The organism is Nocardia salmonicida NBRC 13393, assembly GCF_001613085.1.
Classification (GTDB): Bacteria; Actinomycetota; Actinomycetes; order Mycobacteriales; family Mycobacteriaceae; genus Nocardia; species Nocardia salmonicida.
On sequence record NZ_BDBR01000068.1, the window covers coordinates 16,808 to 42,207 of the forward strand.

General features: G+C 68.2%; 28 protein-coding genes. 13 read left to right on the top strand and 15 right to left on the bottom strand.

Translation table 11 applies throughout. From position 1 onward, the window contains the following. Positions 1 to 48 precede the first annotated feature (48 nt). Positions 49 to 849, top strand: a complete 801-nt coding sequence (locus NS1_RS37110) for an ABC transporter permease (RefSeq protein WP_056815247.1) — start codon at positions 49 to 51, stop codon at positions 847 to 849. 74 nt (positions 850 to 923) lie between these two features. On the opposite strand, the gene NS1_RS37115 is transcribed toward NS1_RS37110, so the two are convergent. Further along, positions 924 to 1,259: an RNA polymerase-binding protein RbpA gene (locus tag NS1_RS37115; protein WP_056809774.1), complete on the bottom strand. Its 336-nt coding sequence runs from the start codon at positions 1,257 to 1,259 to the stop codon at positions 924 to 926. 276 nt (positions 1,260 to 1,535) lie between these two features. On the opposite strand from NS1_RS37115, the gene NS1_RS37120 reads away from it, so the two are divergent. Further along, positions 1,536 to 1,862: a hypothetical protein gene (locus NS1_RS37120; protein ID WP_062992219.1), complete on the top strand. Its 327-nt coding sequence runs from the start codon at positions 1,536 to 1,538 to the stop codon at positions 1,860 to 1,862. Positions 1,863 to 1,940: 78 nt separating this feature from the next. Here NS1_RS37120 and NS1_RS37125 read toward each other — a convergent pair whose 3' ends face one another. Together NS1_RS37125 and NS1_RS37130 are read right to left on the bottom strand one after the other, a co-directional pair. Next, entirely contained in the window at positions 1,941 to 2,951 is a 1,011-nt protein-coding gene (locus NS1_RS37125) for a hypothetical protein (RefSeq protein WP_062992221.1), read from the bottom strand. 104 nt (positions 2,952 to 3,055) lie between these two features. Further along, a complete protein-coding gene (locus tag NS1_RS37130) occupies positions 3,056 to 3,907 on the bottom strand; it encodes an SDR family oxidoreductase (RefSeq protein ID WP_084504790.1) in 852 nt (283 codons plus the stop codon). Positions 3,908 to 4,022: 115 nt separating this feature from the next. On the opposite strand from NS1_RS37130, the gene NS1_RS37135 reads away from it, so the two are divergent. Then, positions 4,023 to 4,625, top strand: coding sequence for a TetR/AcrR family transcriptional regulator (locus NS1_RS37135; RefSeq protein WP_062992223.1), 603 nt, complete (start codon positions 4,023 to 4,025; stop codon positions 4,623 to 4,625). A 56-nt stretch (positions 4,626 to 4,681) separates the two neighbouring features. Here NS1_RS37135 and mqo read toward each other — a convergent pair whose 3' ends face one another. Further along, on the bottom strand, positions 4,682 to 6,121 hold the full coding sequence (gene mqo / locus NS1_RS37140; RefSeq protein WP_062992225.1) for a malate dehydrogenase (quinone): 1,440 nt from the start codon (positions 6,119 to 6,121) through the stop codon (positions 4,682 to 4,684). A 90-nt stretch (positions 6,122 to 6,211) separates the two neighbouring features. Here mqo and NS1_RS37145 point away from each other — a divergent pair, with 90 nt between their 5' ends. Further along, positions 6,212 to 7,114, top strand: coding sequence for a LysR family transcriptional regulator (locus NS1_RS37145; protein ID WP_062992227.1), 903 nt, complete (start codon positions 6,212 to 6,214; stop codon positions 7,112 to 7,114). A 3-nt stretch (positions 7,115 to 7,117) separates the two neighbouring features. On the opposite strand, the gene NS1_RS38705 is transcribed toward NS1_RS37145, so the two are convergent. After that, positions 7,118 to 7,879 (bottom strand): M23 family metallopeptidase, encoded by a 762-nt coding sequence (locus NS1_RS38705; protein WP_084504791.1) that lies wholly within the window; start codon positions 7,877 to 7,879, stop codon positions 7,118 to 7,120. Between the two features lie 183 nt (positions 7,880 to 8,062). On the opposite strand from NS1_RS38705, the gene NS1_RS37155 reads away from it, so the two are divergent. Continuing rightward, on the top strand, positions 8,063 to 8,401 hold the full coding sequence (locus NS1_RS37155; protein ID WP_062992257.1) for an ArsR/SmtB family transcription factor: 339 nt from the start codon (positions 8,063 to 8,065) through the stop codon (positions 8,399 to 8,401). Here the strand turns inward: NS1_RS37155 and NS1_RS37160 are convergent. Further along, on the bottom strand, positions 8,383 to 9,366 hold the full coding sequence (locus NS1_RS37160; protein ID WP_056809762.1) for a glycosyltransferase family 9 protein: 984 nt from the start codon (positions 9,364 to 9,366) through the stop codon (positions 8,383 to 8,385). The two genes, NS1_RS37155 and NS1_RS37160, sit on opposite strands and share 19 nt — an antisense overlap. 153 nt (positions 9,367 to 9,519) lie before the next feature. Here NS1_RS37160 and NS1_RS37165 point away from each other — a divergent pair, with 153 nt between their 5' ends. From NS1_RS37165 to gloA2, 3 genes are all read left to right on the top strand, one after another. Continuing rightward, on the top strand, positions 9,520 to 10,104 hold the full coding sequence (locus tag NS1_RS37165) for an HdeD family acid-resistance protein (RefSeq protein ID WP_062992229.1): 585 nt from the start codon (positions 9,520 to 9,522) through the stop codon (positions 10,102 to 10,104). A gap of 80 nt (positions 10,105 to 10,184) precedes the next feature. Then, entirely contained in the window at positions 10,185 to 10,535 is a 351-nt protein-coding gene (locus NS1_RS37170; protein WP_062992231.1) for a hypothetical protein, read from the top strand. A 13-nt stretch (positions 10,536 to 10,548) separates the two neighbouring features. Further along, positions 10,549 to 10,935 (top strand): SMU1112c/YaeR family gloxylase I-like metalloprotein, encoded by a 387-nt coding sequence (gene gloA2, locus NS1_RS37175; RefSeq protein WP_062992233.1) that lies wholly within the window; start codon positions 10,549 to 10,551, stop codon positions 10,933 to 10,935. Here the strand turns inward: gloA2 and NS1_RS37180 are convergent, their stop codons facing one another. The 3 genes from NS1_RS37180 to NS1_RS37190 all read right to left on the bottom strand — a co-directional run bounded on the left by NS1_RS37180 (position 10,936) and on the right by NS1_RS37190 (position 13,919). Then, entirely contained in the window at positions 10,936 to 11,736 is an 801-nt protein-coding gene (locus NS1_RS37180; protein ID WP_062992259.1) for a HugZ family pyridoxamine 5'-phosphate oxidase, read from the bottom strand. Continuing rightward, positions 11,733 to 12,989 carry a lipase family alpha/beta hydrolase gene (locus NS1_RS37185; RefSeq protein WP_062992235.1) on the bottom strand — a complete coding sequence of 419 codons (1,257 nt, stop codon included), beginning with the start codon at positions 12,987 to 12,989 and terminating at the stop codon, positions 11,733 to 11,735. Before NS1_RS37185 ends, NS1_RS37180 begins: the two co-directional genes overlap by 4 nt. A gap of 213 nt (positions 12,990 to 13,202) precedes the next feature. After that, positions 13,203 to 13,919, bottom strand: a complete 717-nt coding sequence (locus NS1_RS37190; protein ID WP_062992237.1) for a metal-dependent hydrolase — start codon at positions 13,917 to 13,919, stop codon at positions 13,203 to 13,205. Positions 13,920 to 14,132: 213 nt separating this feature from the next. On the opposite strand from NS1_RS37190, the gene NS1_RS37195 reads away from it, so the two are divergent. Continuing rightward, positions 14,133 to 14,588, top strand: coding sequence for an SRPBCC family protein (locus NS1_RS37195; RefSeq protein WP_062992261.1), 456 nt, complete (start codon positions 14,133 to 14,135; stop codon positions 14,586 to 14,588). A gap of 56 nt (positions 14,589 to 14,644) precedes the next feature. Here NS1_RS37195 and katG read toward each other — a convergent pair whose 3' ends face one another. Then, positions 14,645 to 16,873, bottom strand: coding sequence for a catalase/peroxidase HPI (gene katG / locus NS1_RS37200; RefSeq protein ID WP_062992263.1), 2,229 nt, complete (start codon positions 16,871 to 16,873; stop codon positions 14,645 to 14,647). Between the two features lie 11 nt (positions 16,874 to 16,884). Next, positions 16,885 to 17,292, bottom strand: coding sequence for a Fur family transcriptional regulator (locus NS1_RS37205; RefSeq protein ID WP_387218796.1), 408 nt, complete (start codon positions 17,290 to 17,292; stop codon positions 16,885 to 16,887). Positions 17,293 to 17,457: 165 nt separating this feature from the next. On the opposite strand from NS1_RS37205, the gene NS1_RS37210 reads away from it, so the two are divergent. Together NS1_RS37210 and NS1_RS37215 are read left to right on the top strand one after the other, a co-directional pair. Beyond that, positions 17,458 to 17,976: a hypothetical protein gene (locus tag NS1_RS37210; protein ID WP_157125607.1), complete on the top strand. Its 519-nt coding sequence runs from the start codon at positions 17,458 to 17,460 to the stop codon at positions 17,974 to 17,976. Positions 17,977 to 18,083: 107 nt separating this feature from the next. After that, positions 18,084 to 19,130, top strand: coding sequence for a fused (3R)-hydroxyacyl-ACP dehydratase subunits HadA/HadB (locus NS1_RS37215; RefSeq protein WP_062992241.1), 1,047 nt, complete (start codon positions 18,084 to 18,086; stop codon positions 19,128 to 19,130). 34 nt (positions 19,131 to 19,164) lie between these two features. Here the strand turns inward: NS1_RS37215 and NS1_RS37220 are convergent, their stop codons facing one another. Next, a complete protein-coding gene (locus NS1_RS37220; protein WP_062992243.1) occupies positions 19,165 to 21,360 on the bottom strand; it encodes a molybdopterin oxidoreductase family protein in 2,196 nt (731 codons plus the stop codon). Between the two features lie 162 nt (positions 21,361 to 21,522). Here NS1_RS37220 and NS1_RS37225 point away from each other — a divergent pair, with 162 nt between their 5' ends. Further along, on the top strand, positions 21,523 to 21,867 hold the full coding sequence (locus NS1_RS37225; protein ID WP_062992245.1) for a hypothetical protein: 345 nt from the start codon (positions 21,523 to 21,525) through the stop codon (positions 21,865 to 21,867). Between the two features lie 50 nt (positions 21,868 to 21,917). On the opposite strand, the gene NS1_RS37230 is transcribed toward NS1_RS37225, so the two are convergent. Together NS1_RS37230 and NS1_RS37235 are read right to left on the bottom strand one after the other, a co-directional pair. Beyond that, positions 21,918 to 23,363 carry an MFS transporter gene (locus tag NS1_RS37230; protein ID WP_063816376.1) on the bottom strand — a complete coding sequence of 482 codons (1,446 nt, stop codon included), beginning with the start codon at positions 23,361 to 23,363 and terminating at the stop codon, positions 21,918 to 21,920. A 14-nt stretch (positions 23,364 to 23,377) separates the two neighbouring features. Then, the gene (locus tag NS1_RS37235) at positions 23,378 to 24,181 is read right to left on the bottom strand and encodes an acyl-CoA thioesterase (RefSeq protein WP_062992247.1); all 804 of its coding nucleotides are present in this window, start codon (positions 24,179 to 24,181) and stop codon (positions 23,378 to 23,380) included. Positions 24,182 to 24,234: 53 nt separating this feature from the next. Here NS1_RS37235 and NS1_RS37240 point away from each other — a divergent pair, with 53 nt between their 5' ends. After that, positions 24,235 to 24,717, top strand: coding sequence for a winged helix-turn-helix transcriptional regulator (locus tag NS1_RS37240; protein WP_062992249.1), 483 nt, complete (start codon positions 24,235 to 24,237; stop codon positions 24,715 to 24,717). A gap of 170 nt (positions 24,718 to 24,887) precedes the next feature. On the opposite strand, the gene NS1_RS37245 is transcribed toward NS1_RS37240, so the two are convergent. Then, positions 24,888 to 25,400 (bottom strand): TetR/AcrR family transcriptional regulator (locus NS1_RS37245; protein WP_307620583.1); only part of this gene is annotated, 513 nt, incomplete at its 5' end.

The window sequence follows — 25,400 nt, forward strand, 5'->3', positions numbered from 1 at the left end:
GACCTGCCGGTCCAGTCGACCACCCCGCGGTCGGCAGGCCCCGAGGAGATGGAACCGCGGGCCCGGTTCGTGCGTGACAGCGCGATCGTCGCCTACCGCAACCTGCTCACCATTCTGCGAGTGCCGACGCTGCTGGTCACCGCCACCATCCAGCCGCTGATGTTCGTGTTCCTGTTCGCCTACATCTTCGGTGCCTCGCTCGGCGGCGATCAGTACCGCGAATTCCTGCTGGCGGGCATCTTCACCCAGACCGTGGCGTTCAATGCCGCGTTCACCACCGTCGGGCTGGCCGGTGACCTGCAGAAGGGCATCATCGACCGGATGCGGACGCTGCCGATGTCGCGGCTGGCGGTGTTGATGGGGCGGACCCTGTCGGACCTGGTCGTCAATATCGTGAGCCTTGGCGTGATGTCGATCTGCGGGTACATCGTGGGCTGGCGTATCCACGGCAGCTTCGGCGACGCCGTGATCGCCTTCTCGATCATCTTGCTGTTCGCGTTCGCGATGTCGTGGGTCGGCGCCCTGACCGGTCTGGTCTCGCCGACGGTGGAAGTGGCACAGAGCGCGGGCCTGATCTGGCTGTTCCCGCTGACGTTCATCTCCTCGGCGTTCATCTCCGCCGAAACGCTGCCCGGACCCCTGCGCGCCATCGCCGAATGGAACCCGATCACCGCGGTCTCGGCAGCGGGTCGCAAGCTCTTCGAGAACGACTCACCGCCCACCTTCGTCCCGGCGACGGGCTGGGCCGCGGAGAACTGCATCCTCTACGCGATCATCTGCTCGCTGGTCATTCTGGCCATCGCGATGCCGGCCGCCCTCCTGCAGTACCGCAAGGTCGCGAGCCACTGAACAAGCCCTCGAACGCCGAAGGCCGCCTTCCCCGGTGGGGGAGGCGGCCTTCGGCGTTGTGCGGTCGAACCGTCTTACCCGCGGCGGCGGGTCTTCAGGATGTCGAGGCGCTCCTTGAGCAGCTCCTCGAGCTCCTCCTTGCTGCGACGTTCCAGCAACATGTCCCAGTGGGTGCGCGGCGGCTTGACCTTCTTGGTCTCCACGGAGGTGCCCTCCATGAGCTGCCCCTCCTGGCCGTTACGGCACAACCAGGTGGGCGGGATCTCCGCGTCGTCGGCGAACGGGACGTCGAATTCCTCACCGTTGTCGGTGCGGTAGCGGGCGATCCGGCGCGGGGCCAGGTCGTGGTCGCGATCGGTCTCGTAGCTCACCGCTCCGAGCCGACTGCCCCGGAGTACGCGATCTGCCATGTGTGCTCCTGTAATTTTTGGCGGCTTGCGCCGCGGGTTCCTGTGCCTGTCGGCGGCTTGCGCCGCTGTTCTCGGCGCCGAACTCGCCGAGAACAGGTCGTCGTAGTACTACGTCAACGCACGGGAAGTCTGAACTGTTCCATTGTAGTCGTAGGGCTGGACAGGCCGGTCGACCCCCGAATCGCGCGGCGTCGCCTCGGCCGACATCGCCGAGGGTGCCCGCTCAGCGAGACCTGAACCGGCGAAGACCGGCACGGGCCGATAGGGTTTCCGATCATGTCGCGCAGTCGCCTGCTGTCCTGTCTGTGGTGCGGGCGGGAGATCGTGGATTCGGAGTCGGGTCGGCGTCGCCGCTATTGCCGCCAGTCGTGCCGCCAACGTGCCTATGAACACCGCAGCAGTCTCAAGGGGACCGGGATTCCCGAGGACGCGGTCGTGCTGACCGCGCAGGAAGCCGCGGATCTGGCGGATCGGTGGTTCGCGGCGCGGTGTGCGGCCGAGGACGTGGCGACGGCGGTGGGCGAGGGTGCCTCCGCGGCGGAGTTGGCGCAGCTGAGCGCGACGTTGGTGCAGTTGGCCAGGGAAGCGGAACGGCTCCGCTGAATGCGCGAAACCCCGTGCTTCCCACTGTGATTCGGTGGGGCGACACGGGGCCTCGGCATCGGGCGGGCGACAACGGCGTCAGGTCGACAATGCCTCGCGCGAACGCAGGTACACGGCCGTGACGCCGCCTGCGACGAACAGCGCGAGGGCCGCGGCGGCGCCGGCGGTCGCGAGGTCGGGGCTGGTGAGGGCCTGTCCGCGCAGCGCCTGCCAGGCCACGAGCGTGAGCAGGCCGAAGTAGCCGAGGACGGCGACCACGAGCAGGGCGGCCCGGGTCGTTTCGGTGCGCAACCAGGCGTATCGAGGCGCGAGGGCGACCAGGACGACGGCGAGCAGGAGCAGCACCTGGATGCCGTGCAGGCCGACGAAGTGCGGGATGCGCAGGTCGCCGCCGATGGTGCTCCAGTGGGTGATCGGCATGCCCGCGGCAGTGTCACGTGCTGTATCGCCGGGCCGCACCGTGTGACCGGCCACCAATCCCACTACGGTGCCATCGGCCTGGCGGACGAGCTGCGGCCCGGTGAGCCCCATCAGGTATCCGAGTGCCATCCCGGTCACCGCCAGCCACAGCCCCGCCTTCAACGCGATCCTGGTCGGCCGGTCGGCCAGCTTCTGCCAGGAAATGATCACCGCCAGGACGAGATTCGCGAGGAACAATCCGGGCACGCCGGAGGCGAACACCTGCTGCCCGATCTCGTTGACCGGATCGGCGGAGTCGTTGAAATGGCTGAACGTTCCGCGTGCCGCTTGCACTGCGATGAACCCCACATCGACGAGGCCGGTGATCGCGAAGACGGTGCCCAGCCACCAGGTGGCACGCCGCCCGCGATGTGGCAGCCGCAGGATCCAGGCCAGGGTCACGCCGTAGAGGGCGAAGGCGAGGCCGAACTTGGCAGGCTTGAGCCACACCGACTCGCCGAGCAGCAGCCGGTCGTCGACGACCATCCCGACGATCGACACCACGACCAACGCGGCCATGAGCGCGGAATTCACCAGCAGCGGGCCGTGCCAGGGCACGCGGTCGGTGCCATCGCGCGCGGTGTGGAACCTGATCCGGGAAAGAGTGTGGGTGAGATCGATCGTCGCCATGGATCGAAGGTAGAAATCCGGTGCGCCACACCACGTCCCGCTGCGGAACGGTTCGACTCCGATACCGGGGTACGGGTCGTCCCACCCGAGTTCTAGGGGTTGTCTCAGATTCCCATGCGCCAGATCGCGGCATCGACCGCACGGGGGGAGACGAGCGCGAGTGCCTGCAGAACGCGGGTGTAGGTCGGGTACAGCTCGACCGGGCGAGTGCGGATCGCGGTGGTGATCCAGTCGGCGGCCTCCTCGGCCGACAGCGCCGCCGCGTCGGCGTATTTGCCGGTGGGTGCGATCATCTCCGTGCGGACCAGCGGATAGCCGATCGTGGTGACGTGCACGCCGCGACGCCTGGTCTCCGCGCCGAGGCTGCGTCCGAACGCGCCCAGCGCGGCCTTCGACGCGTGATAGGCGGTGAACAGCGGCATCGACCCGGCGGCCACGCCCCACGTCGCGACATTGATGATGTGCCCGGTGCCCGCGTCGAGCATCGACGGCAGCAGTCCCATCGTGAGCCGCGTCGCCCCGAAGTAGTTCAGCGCCATGGTGCGCTCGTAATCGTGGAACCGGTCGGTGGTGTCGGCGGCGCCGCGGCGGATCGAACGGCCCGCGTTGTTCACCAGCACATCGACGGTCCCGAACTGCTCGAGCAGGGCCTTGGCCAGTGCGTCGTTCTGCTCGGCGTCGGCGAGGTCGCAGGGGATCATCTCGGCATTGCCGCCGTCGGCGCGGACCGCGTCGCGCACCTCGGCCAGTGGTTCGGCGTTCCTGGCGACGAGAACCACCCGCGCCCCCTCCCGGCCGAGGGCATGCGCTGCGGCTTTACCGACGCCCGAGGAGGCTCCCGTCAACACGATGGTCTTGCCCGCGATCTCCTGCCGCTCACCACGGACCCATCGCGCGAGCATGCCGGGGAGGGCGGGCGGGTTGAGCAGCACCGATTGTGCGACTTGGGCGAACACGGGGGACTCCTGTCGAGTCGAGCGGTGGGGACGATCAGCGAATTTACTTAATAGTAAATTACAAAGAGGCCAATTGGGTGTCAACCGGCGGGGGGTCCAATGGTTGGATGGCTGGGTGAGCACAGCCGGTACCAAGGGCGTCCCGCGCCCCGAGCGCGAACAGCAGATCCTCGACGCGGCTGTCGCCGAAATCGGCCGTGTGGGTTACGCGGGGCTCTCCCTCGCCGACGTCGCGCAGCGCGCCGGAGTGTCCAAGCCGCTGGTGTACACCTATTTCCACTCCAAGGACGGGCTCTACATCGCCTGCGTGGACCGGGCGGCGGGTGTGCTGTTCGACGCGATCGAGTCCGCCATCGCCGGGGCGGGTGGTCTCAGCAAGGCCGAACGTACCCTCGACGCGATCTTCGTCGCGCTGGAGCCGCGCCCGCACGACTGGACCGTGCTCTTCGATCGATCCCACCCCGACGACGGACCCGCCGCCGACGCCGTCCGCGCCGCCCGTCGCCGGATCGCCGCCCAGGCCGCCCGCGGTGTCGCCGACGCCATCGGTGCCGTCGAGCTCACCGACCCCACCGACCTTTCCGCGCTGACCGATGTCTGGATGGGCGCGGTGACCTCGCTGGTCCTGTGGTGGTTGCGCCACCCCGATCAGACGGCTGCCCAGATGACCGCCCGCAGCCACCGCCTGATCGGCGCTCTCCTGACGGCCCCACGCTGAACGCGATCCGCACCCCGACTACCGCCGGGGTGCGGATTCAGTTGTGCGACAGCCGCTTACGAGGCAACCGTGGTCGCTCCGGCAGGCGGGAGCAATTCCGCGAGCAGTGGGGCCCATTCGTAGCGGCGTTCGGGGAAGCAGCGCTCGAGCAGATCCCGCATGATCGACGGTGCGATGGAGGCGCCGGGAGACGCGCCGAGGAGCCCGGCGATGCTGCCGTCGGCACCGGAGACCAGTTCGGTGCCGAATTCGAGTACTCCGCCGCGTCGACGATCGGGTTTCACCAGCTGGGCGCGTTGCCCGGCCTGGATCAAGGTCCAATCGGCGGGGTCGGCGGTCGGGTAGAAGCGTTGCAGCTGTGCGAACTTGCGCCGGGGTGAGGCCAGCAGTTCGGTGACGAGGTAGCGGACCAGATCGAAGTTCCGCAGGCCGACCGCGAGCAGCGGGACGATATTGTGCGGTCGCAGGGTGGTGAACAGGTCGGTGAGCTTGCCGTGGCGCAGCAGCCGGGTGCTGAATGTCGCGTAGGGACCGAACAGCAACGCGCCCGTGCCGTCGACCTCGCGACGATCCAGATGTGGCACCGACATCGGCGGTGCGCCCAGCGCGGCCTGGCTGTAGACCTTGGCGTGATGCTCGGCGACGACCTCGGGATTGTCGGTCCGCAGGAACTGCGCACCCAGCGGGAACACTCCGTACCCCCGCACCTCCGGCAGCCCGGCCCGCTGCAACAGCCGCAACGCGTATCCGCCCGCGCCGACGAACACGAACCGGGCTCGCACCTGGAACCGCCGTCCGCTGTCGAGATCGCGCCCGCGCACGGTCCACAGTCCGTCCTTGCCTCGGGTCAGGCCGGTGATCTCACGATGCATCCGCACCGCGTTGCCCGCCGCGCGCATCGTCGACAACAGCGACCTGGTCAGCGCGCCGAAGTCGACATCGGTGCCCGCGATGTGCCGGGTGGCCGCCATCGCCTCGTCGTCGGCCCGACCGCGCACGAGCAGCGGTGCCCAGTCGGCGATCACCGCGCGGTCCTCGGTGTACTCCATCTCCGCGAACGCGGGCAGTTCCCGCAGTGTCGCGTAGCGCTGCCGCAGGTAGGCGATGTCGGCCTCGCCGAACACCGCCGTGACATGCGGTGTCGGGGTGAGGAATGTGGTGGGTTCCAGCTCGCCACGGTGGGCCAGCGCGGACCAGAACCGGCGCGAGAGCGCGAACTGGTCGGCGATCACGGCCGCCTTGGCCCCCTCGCTCGGGTCGGGCATGTAGTTGAGCTCGCACATCCCGGAGTGCCCGGTGCCCGCGTTGTTCCACGGATGACTGCTCTCGGCCGCCGGTTCGCCGAGGCGCTCGAACAGTGCGATCGACCAGTCCGGCGCGAGCGTGCTCAGCAGGGCGCCGAGCGTGGCCGACATGATGCCGCCGCCGATCAGCACCGCGTCGAGAATGTCTTCGCCACTGCCGGATTCGGGCCGGAGGGGTGTGGTGTCGTTCATTGTCGAACCTCCCGTGAGCTGTGTTCCTCTATCGTCACGCCGGGAGCAGTGATCCGTCCAACACGGAATTGCCGAGGATATGATCCGGATATGGATGATTCATCGGAGTCGGGAGCGCAGGCGCTGGCCCCGCTTCTCTCCGCCTTCGACGCGGCAGCCGAAGAAGGTCACTTCACCCGGGCCGCCCAGCGTCTCGGCGTGCCGCAGTCCTCACTGAGCCGCCGCGTCAAGACGATGGAGCAGCTACTCGGAGTGGCCCTGTTCCAGCCGGTCGGGCGCGGCGTCGCGCTCACCCCGCAAGGGCGTGACCTCTACGAACGCACGCGCGGACTGGTGCGCGCGCTCGACGACGCGGTGCACCGGGTGCGTGCCGACGCCGACCCCGACAGCGGGCTGGTGCGTTTCGGGTTCCCGCTCACGCTGGGTCCGGTCAGCATTCCCTCGCTGCTCGCGCAGTTCCACACCCGCGCGCCGCGAATCCGGCTGCATCTGGTGCAGGCGCACGGCGAGGCGTTGGCCGAGCAGGTGCGCGACGGCAGGCTCGACCTCGCGGTGATGATCCCGCCCCCGTCCGACTTGCCGACGGTCGACCTCGGACGTCAGCGCATCGACCTGCACGTGTCGCGCACGCATCCGCTGGCCGGGCGCACCCGCATCGACCTCGCCGAACTGGCCGAGGAGGCGTTCATCGCGAACCCGCCCAGTTATCAGCTGCGCACCCTGCTCGACACCTGGTGTGCCGCAGCGGGGTTCACACCACGAGTGGTATTCGAGATCACCGAGTTCGAGACCCTGCGCGCCCTGGTCGCGCTCGGGCAGGGGGTCGCGCTCCTGCCTGCCGCCGAGGTCGACAATCCCGACCTGGCGGTGATCCCCATCGATGGCGAACGCGACCGCGAGGTCGGCCTGGTCTCGGGAGACCATGACTCGACGCTCGCGGTCGCGCGGCTTCGGGAATTTCTGATCGCGCGTCGGGCGGCGATCAGTGGGTGAGGATCAGTCCTGGGCGACGCCGGCGTCGATCCCACGCGCGGCGAGCCACGGGTGCGGGTCGATCGGGGCGCCGTAGAGCGAGCCGTCCGGCACGTGCACCTCGTAGTGCAGGTGGGGGCCGGTGGAGTTGCCACGGTTACCGACGGTGGCGATGGTGTCACCGGCGTTGACGTGCTGACCGACCTGAACCAGGATGTCGTTCACGTGGCCGAACACGCCGATGGTGCCGTCGTCCTGCTGGACGCGGACCCACAGGCCGAAGCCCGAAGCCGGCCCGGCCTCGATCACGGTACCGTCGGTGACGGCGAAGATCGGTGCGCCGATCGGGTCGCCGAAGTCGATGCCGTTGTGTGCGGTGCCCCAGCGGGCGCCGTAGTAGGAGGTCAGCCTGCCGCTGACCGGGCGAACGGTCTGCGGGCGCGGCGGCGGCGGGGGAGCGATGAACGGCAGCGCCGGCAGTTCAAGGCCGACCGCTTCGCGGTGCTCTTCCCACGGGATCGGGGCGGAGGCGGGGGTCTCGCCCTGCGGGCCCTGGGCCTCGGCAGGGGTGTACGCGGTGAAGCGGTACGGTGACTGGCCCGTGTTGATGGCCTCGGTGGCGTCCGCGGCGATCGTGGTAGTGGGGACAGGGCTCTCGGGCTCACTGAAAGTGGCGACGGAGGTACCCACGAGTGCGGACAAAGCCACCGCACCCGCGACCACGCCTCCCCAACGACCTGCGAAGGCGTCGGAGACTCGAGCAGATAACGGGTTGGTCACGAACATGTTTTAGAACGTAGCTAAACCGTAACCTTCGCGGCGAATCCTGTGGCTGCGATCACGAAGCGGCAAAACCCCAGTTGATCTATAACAATAGCCTAACGATAGCTGGCATCCTCGGACTCACCGGGTGAAATGTCGCTGGTCAAGATCGTTGCCGAAATATCGCATCCCGGGGACACTGATTCAGTGGACGCTAACGGAGTCCGTGCCATCACGGCGTTATCCGATCCCACCCGGCGCGCGATCTTCGAATCGTTGCCGCAGGGTCCCCGTTCGGTGTCCGACCTCGCTACCGCCACCGGAATCACCAGTTCGGCCGCGTCGCAGCACCTGCGCGTGCTGCGGGAGGCCCACCTGGTCCGTATGCGTCGCGACGGGAACCGGCACCTCTACTCCCTGGACCCCCGCGGCCTCAACGACGCCCGCGACTACCTCGACAAATACTGGCCGAGCGCGCTGGCGGCCCATGCCGCCGCGCTGCGTGACGCGGTCGGTGACGACCCGGCTCAGCCCACTCGGCGGTAGCGCGACCTACCGGATTCGGCCCAGGCCTGCTTGTCCAGCTGCATGTCGACCGCCGAGATCACCTCGGGCACTCCGATCCGCAGCAAGCCGGGGTCGGGTGAGAGCCCGTCGGGATCGCCGACCTGTCCGGCCCACAGCACCGCGTGCCTGCCGAGCAGGTGCGCGGGCGGGCCGCCCCGGCGCGGCGGCGTCGGACCGAACAGAAGCACCGTGCGGGTGCCGAATGCCGTCGCCAGATGCGCGACACCGGTATCGCCGCTGATCACGAGGGCGGCTTCGGCCACCGTCGCCGCGAGATCGGTGAGGTTCTGTCGTCCCGCGAGGACGCGGTCGTCGGGCAGGCCCGCCTGCGCGGCCACCTGTCGAGCGATGTCGTGCTCGAACGGGTCGCCGGTGAGCACAACGTCTCGGCCGAGCACCAGCAGGTGCCGCACCACCGCGGCGAATCGCTCCGGCGGCCACCGGCGCGCGGGCGCGCCCGCGCCGATGTGGACGACGATGCTGTCGCGGCGGCTGATCGAGGCCACCGGCGGAACCAGCCCGAGGTTACGTCGATCCGCGTCGATGCCCTCGCCTTCGAGCAGACGGCACCACCGGTCGACCACATGCGCCTCCGGATCCCAGCGCGGACCGGCGAGCTTGGGTAGGGCGGGCGTTCGATGGCCGATGATCCGCTCGGCCCCGGTATCGGCCAGCGCTCGTGCGCTGGCGCCGTCGTGGCCGTGCAGGTTCACCGCCAATTCGGGCGCGGGACCATCCCAGATCAAGGCGGCCGGATCGGCGGTGGCGACGAGTTCGTCGACCGAGGAGATCAGGTCGACGATCTGCTCCAACCGATGCGGGGCCGCCAAGACGATCCGCTTGCGTGGTTCGGCCCGGCGCAGGGCACGCAGAGCCGGGACCGCGGAGAGAAGCTCACCGAGGCCCCGAGCTTGCAGCACGAGTACAACCGACACATTCTTCATCTACCCGAGACGGTCGCCGACCAAACTTTTCGCCAGGGCAACGATGTGACGGGCCGGTGCGATGGCCGCGGCGGGCGAGGCACCCGATCGCGACACGATTACAGCCCCAGCTATTGTCCGGAAAACCGGAGCGACCGGGCATAACATCTCGTTATGACGACAAATACCGTGCTAGGGAGCCCGTTGACGGCTCTTGCCAAGAAGACCTGGCAAACAATTCTGGTCACCGGCCTCCTCGCGGTGGTCCTGGGCATCATCGTGCTCGTGTGGCCCGGTCCGTCACTGCTCGTGGCGGGCATTCTGTTCGGCATCTACATGGTTGTCAGCGGCATCTTCCAGCTGATCGCCGCCTTCACTCACCTGCCGAGCACCAGCTTTCGCGTGCTGTCCTTCATCAGCGGTGTGCTGTCGCTGATCATCGGCGTCTTCTGCTTCCGCGACGACCTGGCCTCGATCGTGCTGCTCGGGCTGTGGATCGGTATCAGCTGGCTGTTCCGGGGCGTGGCCGTGCTGTTCGCCGCGATCTCGGACCCGGGCGTGCCCGGCCGCGGCTGGCAGATCTTCTACGGCATCATCAGCGCGCTGGCCGGTGTCGTCTTGATCGTGTGGCCGATCTCGTCGCTGTCCACGCTGGTCTGGGTCGTCGGCATCTTCCTGATCATCATCGGTGTCATGGAAGTGATCACCGCCTTCGGTGTCCGCAAGGACGCGCATCTGCTGGACCAGCAGGTGGTCTGAGCTCCCCACGGAATAGTTCGTCTGAACCGGCCGGTGCCTTCGGGTACCGGCCGTTTTCGTCTGAACTACGCTTCGCACCCATGGAATTCGTTTACAGCCTGGTGGTCGTCACCCATCTGCTCGGCATGGCCGCGGTGGTCGGTGGCTACGTCGCGGGGCGCCCGGTGGTGTCGGAGCTGATGGTGTGGGGTGCTCGCGCGCAGCTGATCACCGGCGTGATCCTGGCCGGAATGGCTTCGGGCATCGACTCGCTCGACAAGGAGCCGGATACGGCGAAGCTGGCGGTGAAGCTGGCGGTCGCGGTCGCGGTGGCCGCGTTCGCCGAAATGGGCAGGGGTGATGCGAAGCGGGGCAAGCAGATCGACTGGATGACCGACGCCGCCGGTGGCCTCGCGATCGTGAATGTGCTGGTCGCGGTTCTCTGGACCTGAGCGCGACAGCGACATGCAATTTCTCGGGCTCCACCACATCGCGATCATCGCGACGGACTACGCCCGCTCCAAGCGTTTCTATACCGAAACCCTCGGCGGCGCCGTCCTCGACGAGAACTACCGGGCCGATCGCGATTCGTGGAAGATCGACATCGAGCTGCCCGGCGGGGTCCGCATCGAACTGTTCTCGTTCCCCGACCCGCCTGCCCGTCCGAGCAGGCCGGAAGCCGCGGGCCTGCGGCACCTGGCGCTGGCGGTGACGAGCGTGCCCGCTGCCCTCGACGAGTTGCGGGCGCGTGGCGTCCGGACCGAGGAACTGCGCACCGATGAACACACCGGCAAACAGATGGCCTTCTTCTTCGATCCGGACGACCTGCCGCTCGAGCTGTACGAGGCGTGATCAGTTCGTGGCGCGGGCCCGTCGGGTCAATTCGACCGTCGCCGCGCGCAATTCGCTGATCTCCGACAGCGGGGCGGCGTAGCCGACCCGGGTGCGCGCCACTCCACGGGGGGATTCCACGCGCAGGTCGAGGCCGTAGCGGTCGGCGCGCTCGCAGGTGGCGGCGATGGCGTCGGGGAAGCCACCCAGCTGCTGGGCCATCGCCAGCAGTGCCTCGGCGTGGTCGGCGTCGAGGTGCGCGATGCCGGGCGCTGCGTGCGCGACGATCGGGTCCGGCTGTGCGGCAAGGTAATCGGCGGCCGAGGCCGAATCCATCCGGCCGTAGCCGCCGACCCAGCGCACCCGTTCGATCCGCAGTACCCAGAGGGTGAAGTCGCTGTAGTCGATGTAGTACTTGGCCGCCGGGATCGCCGCCAGGTGGGCCGCGCGGGCGGCTTCGGCCTCGGCGCCGGTCGGCCGTTCCACGAAACCCGCGAGGGTGATCCTGGTGCCCGCGAGGGGGTCGGCGGGGATGTCGGGCGTGACGATCGCGATGCTGGCGCGCGGATCGGCGGCCAGGTTGCGGCCGTGTTCGGCCAGTCGCGACACGCTCAGAACCGGTGCGCCGTCGAGCAATCCGTAGGTGATGAACGAGGCCCATGGTGCGCCGTCGGCGGTGAGGCTGGCCAGGGTGCCGGTATTGGTGCCGGCCGCGATTGTTCTGGCTTCTTCGGCCGGCGAGGGGCGGGCCTCGTTGGCCAGGGGAGCGGTCGGCAGCGGAATGGCAGGTGCGTCGCCCGGATCGCCGTGGTCGAGAGTCATGGCCACAGCGTATCCACCTGACGCGAGCGGCGGGGCGTGCTCGACAACCAGCTGTGCAGCGCATCGTAGACAGCGTCGTGATTGAGCAGGCTGAAGTGGTTGGCCCCGGGGATGTGCAGGCCGTTGACCGCGTCGAAATCCAGGCGCCTTGTCCGTCCGCGTCCCGACCCGCTGCCGGTGAGAACCATGCCGTCGCCGATGATCATGCCGAGTGGATGCTTCGGGCTGTGGGTGATGGTCGTGGTGACGAAGTAGTGATCGACGCCGGCGAGCAGCGGCACTTCCTTGACCGCCCGTGCGCGCAGGGTGTCCACATCGAGGTCGCGCCAGTCCTCGTCGACCAGCGAACCCTGACGCAGGTCCCGGATGCCCGCGCTACGCCTACGCAACAAGGTGCTCAGCGGCCGGGTCTCGGGCAGTCGGTCCAGTGCGGCCGAGGCGTAATGCACGAACTGTTCGAGCGGCGCACCGTGGTGCGGGGAACCGAGGCAGACGATTTGTCGCACCGATCGCACCCACGCCTCGCCCGACTCCTCGGCCTGATGGCAGGCGCTACGCATGATCAGCCCGCCCATCGAGTGTCCGACCAGGCAGATCTCGTGCACCGGCATCGGCCAGCTGTCGACCAGACGGGTCAGCAGGGCGCTGAGCTGGGCGGCGTTCTCGGAGATGTGCAGGCCGGAATTGAAGCGGACGAAGACCGGTATGTAGCCGAGATCGGCTTCCAGGCGCTCGCCATAGGTCGGGCGGTGACCAAGGCGCCAGGAGTGTTCGGTCTCGACTAGTCCGTGCAGGAGCACGACCAGTCTGGTCGTCGGCACCGGGACGTGGGCGGCGAACTCTTCGGGCGGAACAGGGACGCCGTCGATGCGAAAGGTCATGGGGGAGGAGAGGATCGGGGTCTCGTCTTCCAGGGTGTCACCGATCAGCCCCTGGATCGCGGCCAGTACGCCCGAGCCCCACACCGTGCGCGACGGCGCGGTGACGCCGGGCAGCGTCACCGCGCTCGCGACCTCGCCGACGACGAATCCGGTGCCGCTGACGGCCGCGTAGATGCCGTCGGTGATGGCGTCGTGCACGATCTTCACCGGAGCCGCCGCCGGTCCGACGCCGAACCGCACCGCCGCGAACACCCGATCGGAGATGGCGCGGTGGATGGCCGCGATCCCGTCGACCGCACCGACGAACTCGTCACCGGCGAGCCGCGTGAGCGCCTGTACTTCGGCCTGGGATTGGGGGAGCTGCTCCGTCACAGTCTTGAGAGTACAACTGTGCACTGAAAGGCGTCAGATCTGGGGGCGGCTTCGAGACCTGCGACGATGCCGAGCCGCCGGGTCTGGGGTGGGTCACAAAATTAATGTTGATACAGCGATATGCGCATTAATGAATGTAGTCGCGCCAGGATGACTGAGGGGTCGGCTACGCCGACCGGGCTCGGGACGGCGGGAGCCCCGCCGTCCCGGCGATCACGGCCGGTGCATGATCGCGTACCAGAGCGCGCCCATCGTGCCGAGCACGAACAGGGGGGAGATGACCCAGGTCTCGACCCGGTTCCCGGTCCGTTCGATCAGCGGCACCCTGGTACGCAACGGAAACGGCCACAGCAGTCGGCAGCCCCGGTCGGTCAGGCAGTCGCCGAGCAGGTGCGCCAGACACCCGAGGCCAACACAGATCGGGAGCCACACCGGCCGATCGACGATCCAGTGATCGACGGCGAAGGTCCCCGCCGTGGCCAGCACGATCACCGTTCCGTAGGTCCGCACACTCTTGCCCGGCGGGCACAGGTGCAGCGAGCGCACCGCCAGCGCGAGGAGGAAGAACACCAGGCCCAGCGTGAACGGCCGCCCGAGATAGTGCTCGCCCGCCCAGGTCGCCGCGACCGCGACGACGACGAACAGCAGCGAATGTGTTCCGTGACGATGCCCGCCCGACACCCAGGAGATGAAGCGGCACAGGTGATGTGACACCGGGCCGAGCACGTGGGAGATGGTGCCGCTGGGATGATCCGCGTCCGGCAGCAACGCCGCACCCGCGGTGAGCAGCGTGCCCATGATGAGCTCCGCGATGCCGAATCGCGTTGTCTCGCTGTCGAACAGGGGGAAAGCGGCGACGGTGAGTGGTAATGCCGCGGCAGTACCTGCCCAGGCCAGCGCCCCACTCGTCGCATGTGAATGTCCTAGCACCCCGCAACGTTAGAGTACGTCACGACTTCGGCGCATATGCCGTGGACAGCGCCGGAATGCGGGGCCCATCAAGATCGTTGGGGCAGGGGAGCTATCCGACGAGAGTGCCACGATGGACGCTGTCAACGACCATTCGCGGGGTATCGCTCGAGTTAGTCGCTGCCTCGAGCGGAATGGTTGCCGGGGTGGGTGAGCTGCTGGTTCTATCGCCCGGTGACCGAAACCATCGACGTGCCACGCATAGTCCACGCCTCCCGCGACGTCGCGGCGAGCCCCGCCGCGATCTTCGACCTGATCGCCGATCCCGAGCAGCAGCCCCGCTGGGACGGCAACGACAACCTCGCGCAGGCGAGCTCGGGCCAGCGGGTCCGCGCGGTCGGTGACGTGTTCACCACGACGCTGACCAACGGTGCCGACCGCGACAACCACATCGTGGAGTTCGAGGAGGGTCGTCGCATCGCGTGGAATCCGTCCGAGCGTGACAAGACCCCGCCCGGACACCTCTGGCGCTGGGAGCTCGAGCCGATCGACGGGACCCACACCCGGGTGACCCACACCTACGACTGGACCGAACTGCACGACGAGCTGCGTCAGGTGCGGGCCAAGGCCACGACCGCCGACAAGCTGCAGGCGTCGGTGGACCGGCTGGCCGAGCTCGCCGAGTCCTGACGACAGCGAAACACCCCGCGGCGCACAGTGCGTCGCAGGGTGTTTCGCTGTTCGGATCAGGCTGTGACGTCGAACCGGTCCAGGTTGCTCACCTTGGTCCACGCGGCGACGAAGTCGTGCACGAACTTCTCCTTCGCGTCGTCGGTCGCGTAGGCCTCGGCCACCGCTCGCAACTGCGAGTTGGAGCCGAACACCAGATCGACCCGGCTACCGGTCCAGGTGACCGCGCCGGTGGCGCGGTCGCGGCCTTCGTAGACGTTGTCGTCGGTGGCCGACGGCGTCCACTCGGTACCCATGTCGAGGAGGTTGACGAAGAAGTCGTTCGTCAGCGCCCCCGGGGTTTCGGTGAACACACCCAGCGACGAGGACTGGTAGTTCGCGCCGAGCACGCGCAGACCACCGATCAGCACGGTCATCTCCGGCGCGCTGAGCGTGAGCAGGTTCGCCTTGTCGATGAGCAAGAACTCCGCGGGGACCTGCGCGTCCTTGGACACGTAGTTGCGGAAACCGTCGGCCGCGGTCTCGAGCGCGTCGAACGACTCGACGTCGGTCTGCTCCTGGGTCGCATCGGTGCGGCCCGGCGTGAACGGCACCGTCACCGGGAAACCGGCGGCCTGGGCGGCCTGTTCGACACCGACCGCACCGCCGAGGACGACCAGATCGGCGAACGACACCTGCACGCCGCCGCCGGCGTTGAACGTGTCCTGGATGCCCTCGTAGACCCGCACCACCTGGGCGAGCTCGTCGGGCTGGTTGACCGCCCAGCCCGCCTGGGGCTGCAGCCGGATCCGGCCACCGTTGGCGCCGCCACGCTTGTCGCTGCCACGGAACGACGAGGCCGCCGCCCATGTCGTCGTCACCAGCTGGGCGATGGACAGGCCAGAGGCCTGGATCTGGCCCTTGAGGGCGGCGATCTCGGCGTCGCCGATGACCGGGCCGTTCTGGGCGGGAACCGGGTCCTGCCACAGCAGCTCCTCGGACGGCACCAGCGGGCCGAGGTAGCGCACGACGGGGCCCATATCGCGGTGGGTGAGCTTGTACCAGGCGCGCGCGAACGCGTCGGTGAACTCCGCGGGGTTGTCCAGCCAGCGGCGGGTGATCGGCCCGTAGATGGGGTCGAACCGCAGCGACAGGTCGGTGGTCAGCATGACCGGCGCGCGCTTCTTGCCCGCGATGAACGGATCGGGCACGGTGTCGGCGCCCGCGCCGTCCTTCGGGATCCACTGATGCGCGCCCGCCGGGCTCTTCGACAGCTCCCACTCGTACCCGTAGAGGGTTTCGAGGAAGTTGTTGTCCCAGGTGATGGGGGTGCTGTTCCAGATGCCTTCCAGGCCGCTGGTGATCGCGTCCTCGCCGACGCCGGTGCCGAAGCTGCTCTTCCAGCCCAGCCCCTGCAGTTCCAGCGGCGCGGCTTCCGGTTCGACCCCGACCAGGTCCGCGTCACCCGCACCGTGGGTCTTACCGAAGGTGTGCCCGCCCGCGATGAGTGCGGCGGTCTCCTCGTCGTTCATCGCCATCCGGGCGAAGGTCTCGCGGATGTCGACGGCGGCGGCGAGGGGATCCGGATTGCCGTTGGGGCCTTCGGGATTGACGTAGATCAGGCCCATCTGGACCGCGGCGAGCGGACGGTCGAGGTTGCGTTCACCGGTGTAGCGTTCGTCGCCGAGCCAGGTGCGCTCGGGACCCCAGAACACGTCTTCCTCGGGCTCCCACGCGTCGACGCGGCCGCCACCGAACCCGAAGGTCGGCAAACCCATCGACTCGAGCGCGACATTGCCGGTGTAGACGATGAGGTCGGCCCAGGAGAGCTTGCGGCCGTACTTCTTCTTCACCGGCCACAGCAGGCGGCGCGCCTTGTCGAGGCTGGCGTTGTCGGGCCAGCTGTTGAGCGGGGCGAAGCGCTGCAGGCCGGCGCCCGCGCCGCCCCGGCCGTCACCGACCCGGTAGGTGCCCGCGGAGTGCCAGGCCATCCGGATGAAGAACGGGCCGTAGTGGCCGAAGTCGGCGGGCCACCAGGACTGCGAGGTCGTCATGACCTGCTCGATATCGGCCTTCACCGCCGCCAGGTCGAGGGTGGCGAATTCGGCCGCGTAGTCGAAGTCTTCGCCCATCGGGTTCACCGAGGGCGGATTCTTCTGCAGCAGTGTGAGATTGAGCTGGTTCGGCCACCACTCGGCGTTCGCTCCGCGCGCGTCGGTGGAGGCGAACGGACGATGCATGACGGGGCAACCACTGTCACCGGCTTCCGTGTTGGCTTCCGCGATAGGTGGGTGTTCCTCGGGCACGGTGAATCCTTTCAGGAGAGTGATGGTGATGTCGTGCAGTCGGGGCACCTGCCCCAGTAGATGACTTCTGCCTCGTCGACGACGAAACCGCGGTCGTCGAGGGGAGTCAGACAGGGCGCGTCGCCGACGGCGCACTCGACATCGACGATCACCCCACAGGATCGGCACACCAGGTGATGATGGTTGTCACCGACGCGGGTCTCATAGCGCGCGACGGTGCCCATCGGCTGGATCCGCCGGAGCAGTCCGGCGCTGGTGAGTGCCCGCAGTACGTCGTAGACGGCCTGCTGGCTGACGGCCCCGAGGGTGGCTCTGACTCGGCTCAGAATGGTGTCCGTGTCGGCATGCGGATGCTGGTGCACTGCGGTGAGCACCGCCAGGCGTGGCGCGGTGACGCGCAGTGAGGCTGCACGCAGCATCTGTTCGAAGTCCGATGTGGTGGACACATTCCAAATTATGACTCATTCCAGATTACGAGGGAAGGGTTTTCCGGAATCAGTTGTGATGACATCGCGGGCAATCCACGCAATACTGGCGGGGAGACCGGCTCGGGGAGGCTGGTTCAGGATCATGGGGTGGGAACAATGTCGAGTCGTCAGTGGAATGCCGTGTCCGCGATCGCGGCGGCCCTTCTGGTAGGTGGATGCGAGTCGGGGCAGTCCGTCGACGCCGCGCCGACGAGCAGCACGTCGAAGGCCACCACGACCGTGCGCGCGAGCACTCCCGCGGCGCCGGTTCTGAACCGTCGCGGCGAGAACGGTGCGGTGGTCCAGCAGGACGGGCTGGTCGGTGCGGGCAAGCTCGACATCGTCAACGGCAACAGCGACGACTTCGCGGTCGTGGTCACCAACGGCGATCCCAAGAAGCCACAGGCCACCATCTACGTCCAGGGCAAATCCAACGCCACGCTCAACGGTATCGACGGCACCTACTACGTCTATCTGAAGACCGGAAAGGATTGGGACGAGGCGACGCTCGCCTTCACCCGCGAGCGCGAGTTCCAGAAGTTCGACGACCCGTTCGATGGTGACTCCGACTGGGAGATCACGCTGCAACCCTCGATCGGTGGCAATGCCAGCACCAGCGACGTACCCTCCTTCTGAGCGCGAAGGAAGGCGACAGAACTGTGAACTGTGCCAAGGAATGTCCGCTCCGCCTGCGCGTCGACTAGCCTGCCGGGTGTCCGTTCCCCGAACGAAGGTGATTCATAGTGACTTCCGTAGTCGATGTCCCGCCCGTCGATGCCCCTGATACTGCGTCGAAGGTAGGGCACTACTACCGGGTAGAGGGTGTCTACGAGGTCGGCCGCGAGAAGATCCGCGAATACGCTCGCGCGGTCCAGGACTTCCACCCCGCGCACTGGGAGGACGAGGCGGCCGCCGCCCTCGGCTACCCGGGTCTGGTCGCGCCGCTGACGTTCGTGTCCATCCCCGCTATGGCGGCCAACAGGCTGCTGTTCGAAACGGTGGTGGTCGGCTACGACATGTTCGTGCAGACCGAGCAGGTCTTCGAACAGCACAAGCCGATCGTGGCCGGCGACCGCCTCGTCGTCGACGTGGAGCTCTCCTCGGTGCGCACGATCGCGGGCAAGGACCTGATCACCGTCACCAACACCTTCGTCGACGACCTGGGCGAGACCGTTCACATCATGCACACCACTGTCGTGGGTATCACCGGTGACGACGGGGTCGATCCCGCGATCACCGCCGCGGTGGAGAACATCATGGTGCACGGCGTGAGTATCTACAGCGCCGACAAGAACGCCGTCGTGGAGACCACCCTGCGTCCCGAGGGTGAGGTTCCGCTGTCGGTCGAGGGCGGTGCCCGCGTTCCGAACACCACGATGTCGTTCGACGAACTGACCGTCGGCGACGAACTCCCGCTGCGTGATGCCCGCATCTCGCGCGGCGACCTCGTCAACTACGCCGGTGTCTCCGGTGACGTCAACCCGATCCACTGGGACGAGAAGATCGCCGAGCTGGCCGGCCTGCCCGACATCATCGCCCACGGCATGCTGACGATGGGCCTCGGCGCGGGCTTCCTCTCCACCTGGTCCGGCGACCCCGGAGCCGTTACCCGCTACGGCGTTCGCCTGTCGACCTACACGATCGTCGGCAGGGAAGGCGGCCAGGTCGAATACGTCGGCCGCGTGAAGTCGCTGGACCCGGCCACCCGCAGCGCGGTGATCGCCATCGTCGCCAAGTCCGGCGGTCGCAAGATCTTCGGTCTCGCGACCGCGAACCTGCGCTTTCGCTGAACCCGGCGCGGTGGACCCGGATTCCTGATCGGGTTCACCGCGGCGCGGCGGCGACCTCGGATCGCGCTGTGGCGTCCGGGATTTCGATCCCGACCGGGTTCACTCGCACCCACGTGCTGTTGACCGCTGAGGTGCCCGACAGCGGGTCGGTGCGGGCCGGGTCGTGCAACAGGTTGACATTGGCGCCCGGCAGTCCCGCCGCGACGGTCCAGCCGACCCCGGGTTCGCGATGCCCCCATCCGTGCGGAATCGCCACCACCCCGGGGCGAATATCGCCGCTGATCTCCACCGGTACCTCGATCGAACCGACAGGAGATTCGATCGTCGCCGGATCGCCGTCGGCAAGACCACGGGCGGCGGCGTCGTCGGGGTGGATGAGCACGGTGCAACGGTCACGGCCCTTCACCATCGACGGGATGTTGTGCAGCCAGGAGTTGTTGCTGCGCAGGTGGCGCCGTCCGATGAGTTGCAGGTCGTAGCCGGGCTCGGGCGTCGCGGTCGTCTCGTCGAGGACCGTGCGCACCGCCGCCAGGAAATCCTCGGGCACCAAGTGCGTCTTGCGGTCTCTGGTGCCGATCAGCTCGGGCAGCCGTGGCTGCAACGGGCCGAGGTCGACACCGCCCGGTGTGTCGCGGATCTTGCCGAGCGTCAACCCTTTTCGCCCGCGGCGCAGGACACCGTAGGGGCCTGTCGCGACAGCAGCCGCCGTCAATCGCAGGGGACTGAGCTGTTCGAACACGGCGTTGAGCGCGCGTCCGGCGAACCGTCGTCCCGGCAGCGGTACCAGTTCGGTCACCAGTCGGGCCAGGATCTGCCAGTCCTCGAGTCCGTCGGCTGGTGGATCGAAGACCTTGGCGTCGTAGCGGGCGTTGTTGCGCACGCTGAATATCGGGAACAGCAGGCTCAGTTCCTCGCGCTCCAGCGCCGAGACGGGCGGCAGGATGAAGTCGGCGTGCCGGGTCGTCTCGGTGACGTACATATCGACCGCCACGTAGAAATCCAATGATTCCAGCGCGGCGTCGAGCTTGTCCGCCTGCGGAGTCGAGAGCACCGGATTGCCCGCGTAGGTGATCATCGCCTTGATCTGGCCCGGTCCGGGGGTGAGGATTTCCTCGGCGAGGACCGCGACCGGCAGTTCGCTGCGGAACGACTTGTGCGCGCCGGACCGGTCGGTCCACGCGCCGTGGCCCATCGGCAGGTACTTCGCGTAGCGGGCGGCGTCGACGGCCGGGGAAGCGAACATCTGACCGCCCGCCCGATCGAGATTTCCGGTCACCGCGTTGATCGTGTTGACCAGCCAGTGGGTGAGTGTGCCCGTCACCTGCTGGCACACCCCGATCCGCGCGTACAACACCGCGGAGCGCGCCGCCGCGTGGTCACGGGCCAGCCGTCGGATGGTCTCGGCGTCGACGCCGGCCAGCGGCGCCATGCGTTCGGCGGTGGTATCGGCGACCAGTTCGGCGAGCTCGTCCCAGCCGGTGCAGAGCGACCGCACGGCCTGTTCGTCGCACAGTTCCTCGACGATCAGCACATGCAGCATCCCGAGCAGCAGGTAGATATCGCCGCCGGGACGGACCGCCACGTGCTCGTCCGCCAGCCGGGCCGTTTCGGTGCGGCGCGGGTCGATCACGACCACGGTGCCGCCGCGTGCGCGGACGTTCTTGATCCGCGTCTTCGCGCCGGGCATGGTGGTGATCGACCCGTTGGATACCGCGGGATTGGCGCCGAGCACCACCAGTCGGTCGGTGCGGTCGATATCGGTGACCGGCATGAGAATGTTCGAGCCGAACATCCGCCACGCGACGAATTCCTGCGGGAACTGATCGATCGAGGACGCGGAGAAGAAGTTGCGGGTCAGCAGGGCGGTCCGAAGCAGCGCTCCGTACATCACCGAGGAGCTGTGGGCGGCGGGGTTACCGATGTACATCCCGGTGGCGCTGGGACCGTGCGCGGACCGCACCGAGCGCAAACGTCGGCCGATCTCTCGGAATGCCTCGTCCCAGCCGACGGGCTCGAAGGTGTCGCCGACGCGGCGCATCGGTGTCCGCAGCCGGTCCGGATCGTGGTGCAGACCGCCCATGGCTGTCGCTTTCGGGCAGATGTAGCCCTTCGACAGCACGTCGTCAGGGTTGCCCTCGATGCGGGTGACCTGCGAATCCTCGACGGTGACCAGAATTCCGCAGTGTGCCTCGCACAGTGTGCATTGCCGTGCAATCGTCGTGCTGTCCACAGCTTTTCCTACTTTCCGCTGAGCCCGGTCCTGCCACGGTAGCGCGACCGGGTGCTCGGCATATCCGTCTACGGTCGGATTTCCGCGCAACCTGGCGAGCGGGCGTAATATCGTTTGCGATACGAAGGGCCTTCCTTTCCGCTCGGGTGAGGGGCAGATGCGATGCGTTCCATAGTTCGTCTCGGCTTCGCGGCCGTCGCGGTCACGGTCGCCGGGATCGCCGGGCAGGCACCCGCCGCCGCCCAGCCCACCTATTACGACCCCGTCATCACGTCGTGCAGTCACCTGTTCCGCACCCCGCTCGAACCGCCGCGGCCCGGCACCGACGTTTATTGGAGCCCGTTCGGCACCTCGAACATCGTCTGCTTCGACGATGGCACCGGGATGGAGCGCTACTACCAGCGAGACCCATGGGGTCGCTGGCACGACATGAACGAACTGACCCCCGGTCACTTCTTCTACGTAATCTTCGATTCGTCGGTTCCGGACCACGCGAGCTGGGGCTGAGCGGACCGAGGGACGCGGCCGGCGACATCGTGGTCGCCGACCGCTCGGGGTCAGGCGGAAACTGCCGCGTCCCCGGAGTTCTCGGTCGCCACCGGAGTGGTGACGTCGCCGGGCGATTCGACCGCCTGCCCGGACCGTACGGCGAAGCCGATGAGCCCGGCCAGGACCGCGACCGCGGCGGTCACGTACCAGGCGCGCTGGAAGGCGTCGAGCGTGGCAGCCGGGGTGTTCGGGGTACCGAGTAGCGCGACGAGCACCGCGACGCCGATGGCGAGACCGAGTTGGCGGGCCATGCTCAGGACAGCCGATCCGGTCGCGAAGCGTTGCGGGGGAAGGGTTCCCGCGCCGACGGCGAAGGCGGTCGGCAGGGTCAACCCGACGCCGAGGCCGGTGAGCAGCATCCCGCCGAGCAGGCCACCCACGTAGTCCGGTGACAGTTCGGCCGCGCGCGCCCACCACAGGAGCCCGCCGCCGAAGGCGAGCCCGCCTGCCGCGATCACCGGGCCCGGGCCGACCCGGGCGATGAGCTTGCCCGCGGCGACGGCGACGAAGGGGACGACCATTGGGCCGGGCGCGATCGCCAGACCGGTCTGCAAGGCCGACCACCCCCACACGTTCTGTGCCCAGAGCGTGACCGAGAGCAGCATGCCCGCGAACGCGATCTGGAACACCAGCGAGTTCGCCCCCGCGAGCGTGAAATTCGGGACCCGAAGCAGGGCCGGGTCGATGATCGGGCTGTGATGACGGGCCGAGCTCACCGCGAAAACGACACCGAACGCGATCGCGACGCCGAACCCAGCGAGGACCCCGGCGGAGGTCCAGCCCCACTCGGGACCTTCGACGACGGCCAGGATCAACGATCCGACCGCGCCGATCAGCGCCCCCGCGCCCAACAGGTCGGGCAGCGGACCGCCCGCCGCGGGCGGGCACGGCAGCTTTCGCACGCCGATCGCGAACGCGGCCGCGCCGATCGGCACGTTCACGAGAAAGACCCAGCGCCAATCGAGTTCGACCAGCAACCCGCCGAGGACCGGACCGAGCGCGGCGCCGAGTCCACCGAACGCGACCCACAGCCGAACCGCGCCGGCGCGCCGCGCCGGTGGCGTCGCGGCGAGTACCAGCGCGAGCGAGGACGGCGTGAGGAGCGCGCATCCCACGGCCTGGACAACACGGAAAGCGATGAGCGACTCCACGTTCCAGGCCGCCGAGCACAGTGCCGACCCGATCACGAAGATCGCCAGTCCGGTGAGGAACGTGCCGCGGTTACCGCTGCGGTCGCCGAGCCGACCGGCCGGAACGAGCAGGGCGGCGAAGACGATGGCATAGAGATTGAGCACCCAGGACAGCTCGGTCAGTCCGGCGCCGAAGTCGGCTGCCACGGCCGGCATGGCGACATTGACGATGAACAGGTCGAGGCTCGACAACAGCACGCCGATGGAGACGATGGCGAGCACCAGGCGTGGATTCGTATCCCGCGACGGGGCAAGGGATTTCATGATCGAGCTCTCGTTCAGCCGAGGACGCGGCGGGTCTGACGGGCGGTGGCGAGCAGAACGCCCTCGCCGTCCCAGATATCGGTGTCGTCGACCGACCAGCCGCCACCGGAACTGACGTTCGCGGCGCGGACCAGCACGGGCGTGTCGCCGGGGTGGGTGAGATCGGCGTGTAGTTGCAGCGACAGGGTGACGGTCGGGACGGCGACCGGCGCGGTGAGCAGCGGGAACAGGCCGGGCGGGAGCGCGTCGGCGAGAACGGCCAGACTCGGCGCGTCGAGGGGCAGCGCGGGGTCGAGTGCGATCCAGGCGCACATCATCGCCTCGTCCGCACCGCTGAGGGGTAATGGACCCGCGGCGGGTCGGATGACGAAATGCGTTCCGACGGGGACGATCTCGGGCGGCAGCTGGAACAGCGCGCAGTCCTGTGGCGCCGCCACGACGGGCGCGGGCCGGGCGCTGTGGGCCGGGATCGCTGTCGCACTGGTCGCGCCGAGAGTGATGGTGGCCCCCGCGACCGGCGCACCGTCCTGTTCGGCGATCACATCCAGAATCGTCGTGCTGCGTCCGGCGGTGTGTTCGGTGGCGCGCAGGGTGAACGCGCCGGTCGCCGGTCTGCCGAGGAACCGGACATCGGCTGCCCGCACGGGGTAGTCGCGCGAGCTCGCCTGCTGGGCGACCTCGATCAGCAGCCCGGCGAGCGCGCCGCCGTGTGGGCCGGTCCAGCCGCGCCACGAATCGTCGACCACGGCATGCCACCGCCCGGATTCCGTGGCAGTGAGGGCGAATTGCGCGCCGAGACCGCCGGTGAGTTTCATCATGCAACTCACGCTAGATCGGTGAGTTCTTTCATGCAACCGACTATGCTGGGGTCATGCGGCGCACCAGCTTCGAAGACATGAACTGCTCCATGGCCCAGTGCCTGGAGGTGGTCGGGGAGTGGTGGACGTTGCTGATCGTGCGCGACGCCCTCTTCGGCGTAACCCGGTTCGACGACTTCCGTGACCGGCTCGGCATCGCCCGCAATGTGCTCACCCAACGCCTCGAGGGCCTGGTCGAACACGGGATCATGACCAGGGAGCCCTACCAGGACAATCCCGTCCGCTACGACTACCGCCTGACCGCCAAGGGTCGCTCCCTGTGGCAGGTGGTGACCGCGATGCGTCAGTGGGGCGACGAATGGGCTGCCCCGAACGGCGCCCCGGTCGAGGCGCTGCATCGCGGCTGCGGCCACGTCGCCACGATCGAGCCGGTGTGCTCGCATTGCGGGGAGCGGGTCCACGGCCGCGATCTGAAGCCGGTGGACGGCCCCGGCGCGGGCGACCGTTCCCCGCTGCCCGCGTCGCTACGCGGGTAATACGCGATCTCTCGTTCGTCGGCCCGGCCCAGTCGGCCGAATATCCCTGCCGGACAGCCTGTTCCGTGAATTCAGCCGCGTAGGCCGCGCAGGGCGGTCTCCACCACACGATCGGCGAAGTCGGTGTTCAGTGTGCCCGTGCGCAGTAGCCATCGGTCCATCAGTGGGCCTCAGATCATCGCGATGGCCACGTCGAGGTCGATGTCGGCGGCGATCTGGCCCGCGGTCTGCGCGGCGGCCAGCCGTCGGCGTTTCAGGTCGTCGACGGGGCCCTGGAGTCGTTCGACGTAAGTCGCGGCCAGGGCGGTGTCGTGCATGATGGCGCTGGTCAGGCCGCGCAGGGGGAGATCGAAGCGGGGGTCGGCCAGTTCGGCGACGGTGGCGCGCAGGACGAGTTTCAGATCCGCTTCCAGGTCGCCGGTGTTCGGCAGACCGGGTGTCGCGTCGTCGCCGGTCTCGCTGAGCATCAGGAAGGCGTCGAGCAGGACGGCGCCCTTGGACGGCCACCACCGGTAGATCGTCTGCTTGCCGACGCCGGCCCTGGCGGCGATCGCCTCGATGGTCAGCTTGTCGTAGCCGATCTCGCCCGCCAGCTCGAAGGCGGCGGACAGGATCGCGCGCCGAGATCCCTCGTTGCGCCGGGTCGCGTCGGCCGTCGGCCGGGCCTTCGCCGAGGCCGCGCT